The following is a 14,872-nucleotide window of genomic DNA, read 5'->3' on the forward strand; positions in this document are numbered from 1 at the left end:
GACGGTTAGGGGTGTTTTTTATGCATGGAAAAAAATATAGGTCAATATTTAAAGAGTCGTGCTATTTTTATCCTGATTAAATGCAAATAAGAGATGATATTAGGACTGAGATGATTTTCCATACACTTTTATCAGCTATTGGAATTGTCTATTTAGGTTTTTTAGTATGGAAGTGGTTAGAAAAACCTAAGCAACAATATCAAGCACCTAGAACAATTCGCAAATGGGTTCTCGATAATCCAGGAGAAAAGCTTTATATAGCTTTTATTACGTCAGATCAAAAGGTAGGGATTGCTAGTGGTCGATATGCAATGTCTTCTGGTTCCACAAGTGCGACTTGGTCTGACTTTCTATCAGGTGGTTTAAATGACCTTGTGCGAACAACTATGGGACAAAATGTATTTGATGAAATGATAGAATGCCTTAAACAACAAAAAATAAATCGGATATAGTTAGGCCTATATCTATCTTAAATTAGTATGCAAGTGACATGATATTTGGTGGAAGAAAGTGAATAGTGAGCAGAAATTTGGAGAAGCTTTAGCGTTTAACGTTGTACAGTACCTAATAAAGCGGAAGCAAATTAGTAATTATCATAAAGAATATTGTGGAACTGGGTTTTACGTTGATGGGCAGAATATTTTTTATACTCACTTTTTTGATGGATATCCAGACTTAGAGCATTATCAAAATAGCGAAAACAGATATAGTGGAATCATTAGCATATTCCATGAAATCGCGGAGTTTCAGGATTGGCTAGCTAATCAATCGGACAAAAAGCTCTCTGGTGCAGAATCTCAAGATGACTTTTATAGTTATAACCAACGTATTACAAAGTTGAAGCTTGAGAAATTAATTTTAGAATCTCAAAAATTGGATAATTAAATTATGAAACTCAACTCTATCTCTCCACTCCCTGAAGATAATGATGAACTGCATCTTCCTGAGCTAGTGTATTGGGCATCCCTTGGTGATGTGGAACAAGTCGAGCAGCTATTGGTAGAGGGAATAGATCCAAACCAGACCGATGATGAAGGCTATAGCGCGTTACAGGCGGCTGCCGAGAATGATCATCTAGCGGTAGTGAAGCTGTTAGTGAGTAAAGGTGCGAATGTGGCGTATAAGAGCGAATATACAGCGCTACAGCTTGCCGAAATGGCAGAGCATCATGATGTAGTCGCATATCTTAAAAGTCTTTAAGTCGCAGATAAAAATGATAGATAAAAAGAAGCCCCATCATCCTGACGGGGCTTCTTCATATTCAGCTTATGTCGTTGATATCCTATTAACGACCACTTCCTGTGTGTCTTATTATTCTCAATGAGACTTCCTGTCTCTCTATAATTTGTATGATAGGTGAAAAGTTGAGTTCGGGATATTCGCCAATGGCTGCGATCTGTGTACGTTTTGGCGTACATGAAGGAGGAAAAAGTCGTTTCCCATAAAAAAACGGAATCATAAAATTCCGTTTTTTTATGTATTTTAGGTCTTAGAAATGTACATCTAAGCCAATATAAGGACCTTTAAAGTTAAATTTAAGGTCATTTTTTTCATAGTCATCTAGCTTAATATCCAAGATACGGTAGCCTGCTTTCAGACCAACATCCACCAATAGATTGTCGATAAAGTTGTATTGTAATTCTGCTTGAGCATCCGTGATTTTGGCATCATTAAAGTTGCTATATAAGAGTTCTGCTTTCGCGCTCAAGCCTGTAAATGGCAGTTTTACTCCCGCCGATCCATAGATCACAGGTACAGTTTTATCGATATCTGTTTTGCTGATGTTGAGGGTTTTGACATCACCATTTAAGTTCGTTGCTCCTAAACCGACATCAGCATTTACAATCGTATCTAAAATTTCATAGTATAAAATGAAATCGGTATGATCGATGTTAAGGTCGTAAACAGGTTGACCTGCAACTTTATGATCAGTTTCTGTTTTTAAATTTACATAACGGATTTTTGCATTGGGAATCAATGGAATTGGATGCTCAACAGCAAGGGATACTTGAGCTGAACCTTTACGTTTAAGATCCTGATCAGGCGCAGCGCTTTGGTCGGCCATATTGGCTTCGCCATTGTAGTTCCAGTAGCTAAGGTCGCCTTTAACACCAATAACATCGGCTTGCGCTAGGCCACAAATGCTCGTTCCTAAAGCAAGCATTGATATTTTTAATAATTTCATTGCATTATCCTAATTAATATCGAAAACAGTAATGAATTGTTGTGAATTCACCTATGAATGGGCGAATCATATAGTGATCTTGGTAAATATGCAGTAGTCTAATTTTAAATTTTTATAAAGGAATAAATAATAATGACGGATAAACAAAGTGTGGTGGATTATCCGCTTTATGTGGCTGGGAAAGCCGTTACAACAGGTCAATGGCTTGAAGTCCATGATAAGTATAATAATACCGTTTATGCGCGAGTCGCCTTGGCGGATGCTAAAGTGCTTGAAAAAGCAATATCGGCTTCGGTGAAGGCTGAAGCTGAGATGGCAGCCTTAAAACCGTTTCAAAAACAAAAAATCTTACTGCATTGTGTAAAGCGTTTTAATGAATTGCGGGATGAACTGACCGAGATACTGATTGCAGAAGGTGGCAAGCCACGTGGTGCAGCAAGTGCTGAAGTAGAACGTTTAATTAATACTTTTCAATTGGCCGCAGACGCGGTGACGCAGCTCGATGATGGACAATTAATCCCTTTGGCGGTCACACCCGCTGCCGCGCAGTTTCGTGGCATGGTGAAGCATGTACCGATTGGTGCGGTTTCTTTAATTAGTCCATTTAATTTTCCTCTCAATCTGGTGGCACATAAGATTGCACCTGCGATTGCAGCGGGCTGTCCTTTTGTGTTGAAGCCTGCCAGTTTTACCCCGATCAGTGCCTTAAAGATAGCGGCTGTATTGGCTGAAACGGATTTGCCCAAAGGTTCTTGGTCAATATTGCCTTGTAATCGTGAGGCGGCGGATATTTTAGTGACTGATGATCGTTTTAAATTACTCAGCTTTACGGGTTCAGATCAGGTCGGTTGGGATATGAAGGCGCGGGCAGGTCGCAAGAAAGTCACGCTGGAACTGGGTGGCAATGCAGCAGTCCTGATTGATGCAGATACAAGCATTGATGATGCTTTGATTGATCGCTTGATAAGTGCTGCTTATGGGCATGCAGGGCAGGTCTGTATCAGTGTGCAACGGATTTTAGTACATGCAGATATTTATACTGAGCTAAGAAAGAAACTCATCGCCAAACTGAAAAAAATTAAAGCCGATGATCCTGCTTTAAGTACCACATTGGTTGGCCCGATGATTAAAGAGGCGGAAGCATTACGCTTAAAAAAATGGATTGATAAGGCTGAGAAGAAAGGGGCGAAAGTCCTGCTTGGTGGTAGTTTACAAGGTGTTTTGTTTGAACCTGTGTTACTGGAAAATGTCGATGCCAAGCTGGAAATTTATAAAGATGAAGCTTTTGGCCCAGTGGCCATTTTAGAAAAATTTAAGGAATTTGAGCAGGGAATCGCGACCATTAATCAAAGCCGCTTTGGTTTGCAGGCAGGCGTCTATACGCAAAATCTCAATAAAATGCTGTATGCGTGGGATCATCTGGATGTGGGCGGTGTCATCATTAATGATGTCCCGACGTTCCGCGTCGATAATATGCCTTATGGGGGCGTAAAAGATTCTGGTTTAGGTCGCGAAGGCATCCATTCAGCTATCCGTGATATGCAAGAACAAAGACTTTTGGCAATTAAACAATAGAGGAGGAAAAGCGTGGTGAGGATTTGGCTTGCCTGTTTTATGTACTTGATTTTTATAGATTGACTGCAAGGTCAAATTTACAGGCAGTTGAAAAATAATCAATTGTTCTGAAAAGCTGATATTTTCTTGCAGAATTTACAGTAAAAATAAATAAAAACAGGTATTGTTCGGCTATTAAAAGCAGAAAAACAATGCCCAATCTTTAAGGAAGATGGTTTGGTTTTTTGTTTGTTTGGTCTTGAAAATAAGAAGCTCACAAGGTTGAAGTTTCATCCAAACAAAACAAGATTTTTTATGGCATTTTCATGTCTGTTGGATAATAAAAAACTGAAAGCAGCATGGAAGGTCAGCAGGACAAATTTAGGTGTTTTATGGCAGATTCTCGTGAAAACTGGACATCACGATCTGGTTTTATTATTGCAGCTGTAGGTTCAGCTGTAGGTTTAGGTAATATCTGGCGGTTCCCGTATGTCGCTTATGAAAATGGCGGCGGAGCGTTTCTTATCCCTTATTTACTGGCGTTGATTACCGCTGGTTTACCTCTTCTCTTTTTAGACTATGCCACAGGTCATCGTGCGCGTAACTCCCCACCAAAAGCGTATCGTGCGTTATTCAAAGGTGGTGAGACGCTAGGCTGGTGGCAAGTCTGTGTGTGTATCATCATTGGTTTGTACTATGCCAGCGTACTGACATGGGCGGGAAGTTATGTGTACTTCTCGATTGGTCAGGCATGGGGCAGTGATCCTGAAAGTTTCTTCTTCAATACGTATTTGCAGACCTCGAAAGCGACAGGCTTTGATCTACAATTCGTGAGTCATTTGTTCTGGCCAATTGTTGGGATCTGGGCGCTCACTTTAATCATTTTATATGGCGGCGTTAAAAAAGGCGTTGAATTATCGAATAAGATTTTCATGCCATTACTCTTCGTTCTATTTACAATTTTGGTGATTCAGTCATTACGTTTACCGGGTGCGGCAGAGGGCTTAAATGCATTCTTTACCCCGAACTGGTCTGCGATGATGAATTATAAAGTGTGGTTAGCGGCTTATGGTCATACTTTCTTCTCGCTGTCAGTTGGCTTCGGGATCATGGTGACTTATGCCTCTTATCTCAAACCAAAAACCAACTTAACGGGTTCTGGCTTGATCGTTGGCTTTGCCAATGCATCAACTGAAATCTTGGCAGGTATTGGTATCTTTGCTGCGTTGGGCTTTATGGCGCATACGGCTGGTAAAGAAGTACACGATGTGGTGAGTGGTGGTATTGGTTTAGCGTTTATCGCTTTCCCGAAAATCATTTCAAGCTTAGGTGCTGGTGCTGACTTATTTGGCTTATTGTTCTTCTCATCACTCTTCGTTGCGGGTATTTCTTCAATGGTGAGTATTCTGGAAGTGCCAATTGCAGCAATGCAGGATAAGTTGAAATGGGGCCGTACTAAAGCCGTAACCATTATTGGTGGTGGTAGTGCACTGGTTTCAGTCATCCTATTCTCAAGTGTGAATGCGATTAAACTGGTTGATATCGTGGATCACTTCATCAATAACATCGGTATTATTGGTGGTGCGTTGATTTCAATTATTAGTATTGCCTGGTTTAAACGTTCTGCCTTGCGTGAACTGCGTGATCACGTGAACCGTATTTCGACCATTCAATTAGGCAAAGGCTGGGATTTCACCTTAACTGTAATTACCTCGTTGATCTTGTTAACGACTTTAAGCATGACCGTGTTTAATCTGGTGAAAAACGGTTACGATAGTTATAGCATGAGCTTACAAGGCATATTTGGATGGGGCTGCGTAATCTTCTGTGCTGTCGTTGCACTTGTACTCAGTAGAATCAAAGATCGCTAGGAGAGCCGATATGAATACTTCAGCAATTGTGATGATGATCATTTCAATGGTATTTTTATGGGGCGGATTGGCTTTATCGATTCTGCATCTGATGAAAAATCCAGAAGAACTTGATGATGTTCTGGAAGAAGTGAAAGATCATCATACGCTTTAAAAAAACAGATTCAAAAAAAGCAGGCCTAAAGCCTGCTTTTTTATTTTGCTTAAGCTAGTTTCTTAATTCGGCAATAATAGAAACCATCGCCTGATTGTGCAGAAGGAAGTAATTGACGACCATAGCGCTGTTCAATGCCCCAATCCGCTTCAATTTTGATTTCTTCGGCATTTGCATGCTCTGCAAAGAAAGCCGCCATTTGTTGCTCATTTTCAGCTTTCAGAATCGAGCAGGTGATATACAGCAAGGTACCGCCAACTTTGAGTTGTTGCCACATCTGCTGCAAAATCTGTTGCTGTAAGGCCACCGTTTGCGCGATATCGGTTGATTGTCTTAACAGACGAATATCGGGGTGACGACGAATCACACCTGTTGCAGAACAAGGCGCATCCAGCACGATACAATCGACAGGTTCTGGTGCCTGCCAAGTGGTCGCATCAGCGGTAATAATCTCAACATTGTTGTCATTTAAGGCAAGACGTTCTAAATTTTCTGAAACACGCAATAAACGTTTGGCATCATGATCAAGCGCAATCAGTTTTTGAGGGTTAAAGCGCTCAAGAATATGCGCAGTTTTGCCACCTGGTGCAGCACAGGCATCGACAACAACTTTATTATCTAAGTTCGGTAAAAGCGTTGCGCACAATTGGGCATGTTCATCCTGAACAGAAAAACCACCTTCTTCAAAACCCGGTAAATGGGTAATATTGCCCGTTTGCTCCAGAACAATACCAACATCTGAAAGCATGCAAGGACGAGCATCAATCTGCTCTTCGTCCAAAATCTCTAAATATTCGTTACGACTGACTTGGCGTTCATTGATACGCAGGGTCAGTGGTGCGACTTGTTTTAAGGCTTGGCATAGAGATTCTGCTTGCTCAGGCCAATCTTTTTTAAGTCGCTTGAATAACCAGCTTGGTAAGCCATGCGTATTATTCAACGCTATTTCAAATTCAGCTGTTTCACGTGAAACACGACGCAGAATCGCATTGACCAAACCACTCATTGGCTCAAAACCGAGTTGCTTAGAAGCATTTACCGTTTCTGAAATCGCCGCATGTACAGGAATACGCGTACATAAGATTTGATATAAACCAAGATATAAACAACTTTCTAGCGCTTCATTGTCTAATGGTTTTGTCAGCAATGGCAGGGTAATTGCTTTTAAAGAAAACCATTGGCGTAAACAGCCTAAAGTGAGTTCGTGATATAAACCACGGTCACGTTCAGAAACGATATTGATATGTTGATTCAGAACAGAAGACAAAGATTGCCCATTTTGAACGGCCAAAAGTGTTTTGACTACTTGTGCACGTAGATTTAAATTTTTTGTAGATGATTGGCTCATGGGAGAATTTGTCCAATATGCAATTTTTGAGTTTGGGCAATTTGTACAGGATTTAGGGCTTTAGCACCTGGCCATTGCAGACTGGTGAGGCACACCGCGGTATTGTCGCCGCAGGCAACGTGAACGCCTTGTTTATCAATCGCAAGGATCTCACCGCTTTGTGCATCAGTTTTTTGATGTTGAGAAAGCATTGAACCCCACACACGTAAGGCATTGCTTTCATCTAGTTGGATAAACGCCACAGGCCACGGATTGAAGGCACGGATATTACGGTCGATTTGTACCGCATTCTGGTTCCAGTCAATACGTGCTTCTGCTTTCACCAGTTTGTGTGCATAGACCGTCAACGCTTCATCTTGCACTTCACGTTTTTCAATGAATTCCTGCAAGCTTTGTTCGGATTCAAGCACGGTACAAATCGCTTCGGCGCCTTGATCCGCCAGTTTATCGTGCAAGCTGGCAGAAGTATCTTCGGCTGTAATTGGACAATAGGTTTTATACATCATGTCGCCCGTATCCAGACCAGCAGCCATTTGCATGATGGTGATGCCTGTTTCAGCATCGCCTGTCGCAATGGCACGTTGGATCGGTGCAGCACCACGCCAGCGTGGCAGTAATGAACCGTGAATATTTAAACAGCCATATTTCGGGGTATCCAAAACTGCTTGTGGCAAGATCAGGCCATAAGCGGCCACGACCATGACATCTGCGCCAAGGGCTGCAAGTTCTTGTCGAGCTGCCAAGCCTTCTTCTGTCGATGCTTTAAAATTCAAAGGCTGATAAACCGGTAAACCATGTTCAAGTGCTAACTGTTTAACAGGAGAGGGGGTGAGTTTTTGCCCACGGCCGGCTTTACGGTCAGGCTGGGTATAAACCGCAATGATCTGGTGTGATGTTTTTAATAATGCCGCCAATGCGGTTGCCGCAAATTCAGGCGTACCAGCAAAAATGATTTTCACAAAGACAATCCAACTAAAACTTGCTTCAAATTATAAGCGAAAAAGTGATGAGTCCCTAATCAGGTGGATTAATTGCTTTTGTACAAAAAAAGATAGGCCTGTTGGTCATCTGTTAAACGATAACTTGTAGTATGATGCAGAGAGCTCAGTATCATTTCGCCAGAGCGAATGTCCTATTCGTCTCGAGCACAAACTTGTTGGGAATACAAAATGCCTGATTATCGTTCAAAAACATCAACACATGGAAGAAATATGGCGGGCGCGCGTGGTTTATGGCGTGCGACCGGTATGAAAGATGAAGATTTTGGCAAGCCAATTATTGCGGTGGTCAACTCATTTACCCAGTTTGTTCCAGGTCACGTGCATCTCAAAGATTTAGGTCAACTTGTTGCGAGAGAAATTGAAGCGTCTGGTGGTGTGGCAAAAGAATTTAATACCATTGCGGTCGATGACGGTATTGCAATGGGGCATGACGGGATGCTGTATTCACTGCCATCACGTGATTTGATTGCCGATTCGGTTGAATACATGGTTAATGCACACTGCGCCGATGCGATGGTGTGTATTTCGAACTGTGACAAGATCACACCAGGAATGTTGATGGCAGCAATGCGCCTGAATATCCCTGTGGTGTTCGTGTCTGGCGGGCCAATGGAAGCGGGTAAAGTCAAATTCCGTGGCGATGAAAAGGCCATTGATCTGGTTGATGCCATGGTGGTTGCAGCCGATGAAAGCTATACCGATGAAGAAGTACAGGCTTTTGAACGTTCAGCATGTCCAACCTGTGGTTCATGTTCAGGGATGTTCACAGCAAACTCAATGAACTGTTTAACAGAAGCATTGGGCCTATCTTTACCGGGTAATGGTTCAATCGTGGCAACGCATGCCAACCGTGAAAAACTGTTCCTAAGAGCAGGTCGTTTGGTTGTGGAATTGGCGAAACGTTATTATGAACAAAATGATGACAGCATTTTGCCACGTTCAATTGCAACCAAAGCGGCATTTGAAAATGCCATGACGCTTGATATTGCAATGGGCGGTTCAACCAATACCGTATTGCATTTACTTGCAGCGGCGCACGAAGCCGAAGTTGATTTCACCATGGATGATATCGACCGTTTGTCTCGTCAGGTTCCAGTATTGTCAAAAGTTGCACCAGCAAAACAAGACGTACATATGGAAGATGTACACCGTGCGGGCGGGATCATGGCGATTTTAGGTGAGCTGGATCGCGCCAATTTGCTGAATACGTCATGTCCAACTGTACATGAACCAACGTTAAAACATGCTTTGGACAAGTGGGATATTATCCGTACTGAAGATGCTGATGTTTATGAATTCTATCGTTCATCACCGGGCGGTATTCCAACGCAGGTGGCGTTCTCGCAAAATCGTTATTATTCAACTCTAGATGGCGACCGTGAGAAAGGCGTAATTCGTAATGCTGAACATGCTTTCTCTAAAGATGGTGGTCTGGCTGTGCTTTACGGCAACATCGCATTAGATGGCTGTATCGTAAAAACCGCAGGTGTGGATGAATCAATCCTGAAATTCACGGGTACAGCACGCGTTTTTGAAAGTCAGGATGCGGCAGTAGAAGCAATTCTGGATCATAAAATCGTGGCAGGCGATATCGTGGTCATTCGCTACGAAGGCCCACGTGGTGGACCAGGTATGCAGGAAATGTTGTACCCAACCAGTTACCTGAAATCGAAAGGTTTGGGTAAAGACTGTGCCTTGATTACCGATGGTCGTTTCTCGGGTGGTTCTTCAGGCCTGTCGATTGGTCACGTTTCTCCAGAAGCGGCTGAAGGTGGTGCAATTGGTTTGGTTGAAGATGGCGATACCATTCAGATTGATATTCCAAACCGTACTATTCACCTTGATATCGATGATGCGACCATGGCGCATCGCCGTACAGTTCAGGACGCGAAAGGCTGGCATCCTGCGGAAGAACGTAAACGTAAAGTGTCTAAGTCATTGAAGATTTACGCAATGCATTCGACCAGCGCAGCCAAAGGCGCAGTACGAGTTTTGTAATCCCTTTGAGTCCCTCTTTCAATTAAGGGGGACTTTTGTCTCATTTTATAAGATACTGAACATACTTATTGGCTCACCTGTTCTGACTCAGGTTTGAGCAAACTTATCCATATCTCAATTTATGACCATTAGAGGCTATCGACATGTCTTTGTTACGTCGTTGGTTTGATCCCATACGATCGAGTTGGTTCTACCAGAAACCTTCTCGTCAAGCGGAATTACCTACGGAACAGGGTTTAAGTATTTACCTACGTCTAGACGATGTTTATAGCTATCTTGCGGTGCAAGAGCTTGATCAGCTCAATGAAATCCTGAGTGATGAACTCAAACCCTTAAAAGTCATTATTTCGAGGCAAGATGCAGAGCCTCCGAATGGCATGTCCAAGCAAGACTGGCAAAGCTATTGTTTAAATGATGCGAAGATCCTTGCCAAGCAGCATCGTTTTGGTTTCGATGAAACCCCTGAAATACCGAGTGCAGAAGCATTACAACAAGCTGAAACAATTCTAAGAAATACCCCCCTCAGAGAACAAAACTTCTTACATTTACTCGAAGATGTCTTCCACATGTTGTGGCAACAGCAATACGGTAAATTGCGTACCTTATATGCAATGGCCTCCCAGCATCAAAAACCACAAGATTATCCTGAGCGTATTTTCAAAGATGTGCCTGTGATCGCCAGTTATTTTGAATTTGGTGAACGTAAATATCAGGCGGTTGATGATTTACTCCGTCTGACACGCCGTTTAAAACAACAGAAATTACTGACAGGGAATCCGATTTTCCTGATCAACCATATCGAGTGGCGTGAGCATTTAATTAACGATGGCGAGGCTTTGGCAGAAGTGCAGGCCTTGCATCCAGAACTAGATCTGTATATCGCGCTTGAAGACCCTATGAGCTGGTTATTATTGGCTTATATCAAAGAAGAGCTGGCCAATTATTATAATATCCAGTTGAAGGTGTATCCGCTCAGCTATCACGGTCGGGACTGGTTTGACTGGAGTCTGGCAACCCGTGTCTCGAAACGGACACAAGTCGCATTTACCCCATTCTGCCGACCAACCAGAGAAGCTACCTATGAAATGGCACGACTGTTCTATAGTGTGCCAGAAGAGCAGCAAGTCGATGGTATCCATGAGATTCTGGAATCGGTCTGGACACAAGGCAAAGACCTGTCGTTTAAAGCCCATTTTCAACGGATGCAGAGACGTCTGGGCATTGAGCAGGTGACCGAACAGGATATCGATGCACAGTTAAAACAAAATGATGAATTGTGCCAGCAGAAGCATCAGCCTGACTTTCCTGTATTGGAGTTAAGGATTGATGGACACAGCTATGTTTTCAATAGTCTGTACCGGGTCTGGATGATTGAAAGTATTCTCAGCAATGTGCTGGAAGAAAAATATAAAATGGCCTCAACTTTTGATTGAGGCTTGCTCCCAAAAATAAGAATAGGGCAAGCGACGGTTTTTTCCGTAGCATAGCTTCGATGCAAAATCGGAGTTAAAGCGTGACTTTTCTAGCCATCATTATCGTGGTCTTTGCCTTTGCCGGCATGATTAAAGGCATGATCGGACTGGGTCTTCCTGCGGTCTCTATGGGTCTATTGACCATTGCAATGAGCCCGTTTCAGGCTGCCTCTTTATTGATTGTTCCTTCGATGGTCACCAATATCTGGCAACTGTTTGCCGAAGGTCGGGTGTGGTTATTTATCCGCCGCTTCTGGACTTTACTGGTTGGAATCGTGGTGGGTTCGATCTGGAGCTTCTTACCAACTTTAAGCGAGAGTCAGGGCCACAGCAGTGAGATTTTATTGGGCTGTATGCTGGCTTTATATGGACTGTATGGCCTCTGTGTGAAAAGACTACCTCATCTGGCTAAATATGAGCGCTGGTTGTCGCCTATTGTTGGCTATATTGGCGGCGCAGTGACCGTTGCAACAGGGGTGGTCATTATTCCAGTGGTGCCGTATTTGCAGTCCTTACATTTGAAGCGGGATGAAGTGGTACAGGCGCTAGGTTTGACCTTTACCGTTTCTACCTTCTGTTTGGCTTTTTTCCTGCATCACAATCCGATGGCTGGTATCACGCTGGATTATCGACTGTCTGCGGTGGCTTTAGTGGCTGCTTTATTTGGGATGTGGCTGGGTAAAAAAATCCGTTATCAACTCAATGAGCAACGTTTTCGCCGTTTATTTTTTATGGGCTTAATGGCCTTAGGCCTATATATGATTGCGCATTAACTGCATTTAGCAAGAGGGACGATGTTGCATCAAGAATTCAGCAAAATATTGGTAGCCTTGCGGCAGCTGAGAAAAATCCTGTGCTGCTAACAGGAGTTTACGGTTCGCCCAAGCACCCAGTAACTGTACTGCATGAAAATCATACTCTGGCTGCAAACGCTGTGCTGCGCGCGCGGGCATAATTGCAATCCCCACGCCTTTGGCGACGACCTCTGCAATGGCTGAAAAATTGGGTAAACGTAGGCGATACTGGATATTGAAGCCCAATAGCTTGGCTTGAGTTTCAATCGATTGTTGCAAAGAATGATGGGGCATCAGGCCAATAAAACCATAATTTAAGGCATCGACCAGATTCAGTTGTGTTTGCTGGGTCAAGGTATGATGAGCTGGACAGATCAGCACCAATGGATCACTGGCAAATTCCTGCGTTTGCAAATGACGCGTATCAAAGAAGCTGGAGACCAGTCCTAAACGTGCTACACCTTGAGTCAGTGCTTCAACAATTTCAGAACTTTCTGCTTCGTGTAAGTCGAGATTGATCTCGGGATGTAACATCAGATATTGCGGTAACAGGGGCGGTAAATATTCACTTTGTGCAGACGAATTACACCATAAAGTCAGTGCTTCAGGTGTCGTGGGGCGAAAGCGCTGCATGTCGTGTTCAAGTAAATCTTTTTGCTGCATGAGGCGTCGCGCATGCTCAGCCAAGGCATGCCCCGCGGTGGTCAGCTCAACGCCCGTTGTTTGTCGAATAAATAAGGGCGTTGCAAAATATTGTTCGAGTTTTTTAATCCGCTCGCTGGCAGCTTGCAGGGAAATGGCTGAAAGCTCGGCGCCTTTGGTCAGGCTGCCTGTCGCCACAATATGAAGAATCAGTTGTAAATCAAAGAAATCGAAACGCATGAGCGGAACGTATTGAAATATAAAAGGCCATCATACTAAAACTGAGCGAGATAAAGATAGGCTAAAAGTGCAAGATGAAAAAAAGGCAGCGAGGAGGCTGCCTTCAATATTTTAGTTTTTATCTTTTAAATTAAACAGCAGGTTCAGGAAAATCGCTGCAAAAGTTGCAGTCCCGATACCCCCGAGATTGAAGTTACCAAACAATAATTCAAAGTTACCTGCACCTAAAATAATGGTCACTGAAGCCACGATCAGGTTTTTATTGTTTGAGAAGTCGACTTTATTCTCAATCCAGATTTTTGCGCCTGCGATGGTGATTAAACCAAAGACAACAATCGATGCACCTGTGAGTACCGCATTTGGAATAGTACTGATGACTGCACCAAACTTAGGTGAAAGCCCTAGAATAATTGCAAATATACCTGCAATCACAAAGACCAGTGTTGAGTAAACGCGCGTAACCGCCATTACCCCGATATTCTCACCATAAGTGGTCATACCCGGCGCACCCACACCACCTGATAACGTGGTTGCAACACCATCGGCAACAAAGGCTTTACCCAGTTGTGGGGTGAGGTTTTCACCTGTCATTGCCCCGACGGCCTTGATATGGCCCAAGTTTTCTGCCACTAAAATCAGTGCCACAGGTGCAATGATCAGAATGGCATTCAAATCAAAAGTAGGATGCGAGAAGCTTGGGACACCAAACCATGGCGCCGCTGAGATTTGGGAGAAATCAATCGGCTTGCCATAACCCAGACCATTGCTGGCGATAGCATAAATTGCATAGGCAATTAAAAGGCCAATCAATAGCAATAAACGTTGTAATAGCCCTTTGGTAAAGACCGCAATGATCCCCATACTCAGTACGGTGGTTAATGCCATCCACATTTCAAAAGGCTGACCTGCAACCCCTTTGATGGTCACGGGCGCAAGGTTAAGACCAATGATCATCACGATCGCACCTGTGACCACAGGTGGCATTAGTTTTTCGATCCAGCGAGTTCCTGTCAGCATCACCGCAAAACCGATCAGGGCATATACGATACCGCAGACCACAATCCCGCCTAATGCGACTGATAAGTTTGGATTAGCACCTGAACCCGTAATATGACCAGTTGCTGCTGCCACCACACCAATAAAAGCAAAACTTGAGCCTAAATAACTCGGAACTCGTCCACCTGTCATAAAGAAAAACAGAATGGTACAGATCCCTGACATTAAAATGGCAAGGTTCGGGCTAAAACCCATCAATAACGGTGCAAGTACGGTTGAGCCGAACATTGCAAATGCGTGTTGAACCCCCAGTACCGCGCTTTGTAAGGGCGGTAAATATTCATTTGTCGCAACAGGGCGATGATCGACCGTCCCCTGATACGGCTGCCATTTTGGAAACCAACTGGACATAAATTAGACTCATTATTTGATATCAGCGCGTATGATACCCTGTCTTAAAACGAGCTTTCACCTATAAGTCATTGAGAATATTGCCAGATCAGACGTGAGAACTTTGTATTTTTACCTTTTGGTAAAATTTGTTTCAAAATAAGCTAGTGGAATTATTATTTATTTTGCCTAGACATTTTAAAAAATTAACTCTTTTATTTTCAAAA

General features: G+C 43.1%; 14 protein-coding genes. 9 read left to right on the forward strand and 5 right to left on the reverse strand.

The genetic code is table 11. The features are described 5' to 3' along the window. The first annotated feature begins 110 nt into the window (after nt 1–110). From A9Z07_RS02875 to A9Z07_RS02885, 3 genes are read left to right on the forward strand one after another with little or no spacing between them, the layout of a single operon-like run. Entirely contained in the window at nt 111–452 is a 342-nt protein-coding gene (locus A9Z07_RS02875; protein WP_069576704.1) for a hypothetical protein, read from the forward strand. A gap of 58 nt (nt 453–510) precedes the next feature. Next, nucleotides 511–885: a hypothetical protein gene (locus A9Z07_RS02880; RefSeq protein ID WP_069576691.1), complete on the forward strand. Its 375-nt coding sequence runs from the start codon at nt 511–513 to the stop codon at nt 883–885. A 3-nt stretch (nt 886–888) separates the two neighbouring features. Then, nucleotides 889–1,200 carry an ankyrin repeat domain-containing protein gene (locus A9Z07_RS02885; RefSeq protein ID WP_069576693.1) on the forward strand — a complete coding sequence of 104 codons (312 nt, stop codon included), beginning with the start codon at nt 889–891 and terminating at the stop codon, nt 1,198–1,200. Nucleotides 1,201–1,489: 289 nt separating this feature from the next. Here the strand turns inward: A9Z07_RS02885 and A9Z07_RS02890 are convergent, their stop codons facing one another. Continuing rightward, nucleotides 1,490–2,185 (reverse strand): TIGR04219 family outer membrane beta-barrel protein, encoded by a 696-nt coding sequence (locus A9Z07_RS02890; protein WP_005260323.1) that lies wholly within the window; start codon nt 2,183–2,185, stop codon nt 1,490–1,492. 132 nt (nt 2,186–2,317) lie between these two features. On the opposite strand from A9Z07_RS02890, the gene A9Z07_RS02895 reads away from it, so the two are divergent. The 3 genes from A9Z07_RS02895 to A9Z07_RS02905 all read left to right on the forward strand — a co-directional run bounded on the left by A9Z07_RS02895 (nt 2,318) and on the right by A9Z07_RS02905 (nt 5,764). After that, the gene (locus A9Z07_RS02895; protein ID WP_069576695.1) at nt 2,318–3,760 is read left to right on the forward strand and encodes an aldehyde dehydrogenase family protein; all 1,443 of its coding nucleotides are present in this window, start codon (nt 2,318–2,320) and stop codon (nt 3,758–3,760) included. Nucleotides 3,761–4,131: 371 nt separating this feature from the next. After that, nucleotides 4,132–5,610: a sodium-dependent transporter gene (locus A9Z07_RS02900; protein ID WP_047429807.1), complete on the forward strand. Its 1,479-nt coding sequence runs from the start codon at nt 4,132–4,134 to the stop codon at nt 5,608–5,610. Between the two features lie 10 nt (nt 5,611–5,620). Next, nucleotides 5,621–5,764, forward strand: a complete 144-nt coding sequence (locus A9Z07_RS02905) for a methionine/alanine import family NSS transporter small subunit (protein WP_004776428.1) — start codon at nt 5,621–5,623, stop codon at nt 5,762–5,764. Between the two features lie 49 nt (nt 5,765–5,813). Here the strand turns inward: A9Z07_RS02905 and rsmB are convergent, their stop codons facing one another. Beyond that, nucleotides 5,814–7,112 (reverse strand): 16S rRNA (cytosine(967)-C(5))-methyltransferase RsmB, encoded by a 1,299-nt coding sequence (gene rsmB, locus A9Z07_RS02910; protein ID WP_069576697.1) that lies wholly within the window; start codon nt 7,110–7,112, stop codon nt 5,814–5,816. After that, nucleotides 7,109–8,071, reverse strand: coding sequence for a methionyl-tRNA formyltransferase (fmt, locus tag A9Z07_RS02915; RefSeq protein ID WP_069576699.1), 963 nt, complete (start codon nt 8,069–8,071; stop codon nt 7,109–7,111). The genes rsmB and fmt overlap by 4 nt, the downstream gene beginning before the upstream one ends. A 210-nt stretch (nt 8,072–8,281) precedes the next feature. Between fmt and ilvD the strand changes: the two genes are divergently transcribed. The 3 genes from ilvD to A9Z07_RS02930 all read left to right on the forward strand — a co-directional run bounded on the left by ilvD (nt 8,282) and on the right by A9Z07_RS02930 (nt 12,356). After that, nucleotides 8,282–10,111, forward strand: coding sequence for a dihydroxy-acid dehydratase (gene ilvD, locus A9Z07_RS02920; protein ID WP_032811203.1), 1,830 nt, complete (start codon nt 8,282–8,284; stop codon nt 10,109–10,111). Between the two features lie 143 nt (nt 10,112–10,254). Continuing rightward, nucleotides 10,255–11,544, forward strand: a complete 1,290-nt coding sequence (locus A9Z07_RS02925; RefSeq protein WP_062847074.1) for a hypothetical protein — start codon at nt 10,255–10,257, stop codon at nt 11,542–11,544. Between the two features lie 80 nt (nt 11,545–11,624). Beyond that, complete coding sequence (locus A9Z07_RS02930) at nt 11,625–12,356, forward strand: sulfite exporter TauE/SafE family protein (RefSeq protein ID WP_069576701.1); 732 nt, start codon at nt 11,625–11,627, stop codon at nt 12,354–12,356. A gap of 6 nt (nt 12,357–12,362) precedes the next feature. Here the strand turns inward: A9Z07_RS02930 and A9Z07_RS02935 are convergent, their stop codons facing one another. Both A9Z07_RS02935 and A9Z07_RS02940 read right to left on the reverse strand, forming a co-directional pair. Then, entirely contained in the window at nt 12,363–13,259 is an 897-nt protein-coding gene (locus tag A9Z07_RS02935; protein WP_062847076.1) for a LysR family transcriptional regulator, read from the reverse strand. 111 nt (nt 13,260–13,370) lie between these two features. Then, nucleotides 13,371–14,666, reverse strand: a complete 1,296-nt coding sequence (locus tag A9Z07_RS02940; RefSeq protein WP_069576702.1) for a solute carrier family 23 protein — start codon at nt 14,664–14,666, stop codon at nt 13,371–13,373. Nucleotides 14,667–14,872: the final 206 nt, after the last annotated feature.

The organism is Acinetobacter sp. YK3 (genome assembly GCF_001729365.1).
Taxonomy (GTDB): Bacteria; Pseudomonadota; Gammaproteobacteria; order Pseudomonadales; family Moraxellaceae; genus Acinetobacter; species Acinetobacter vivianii.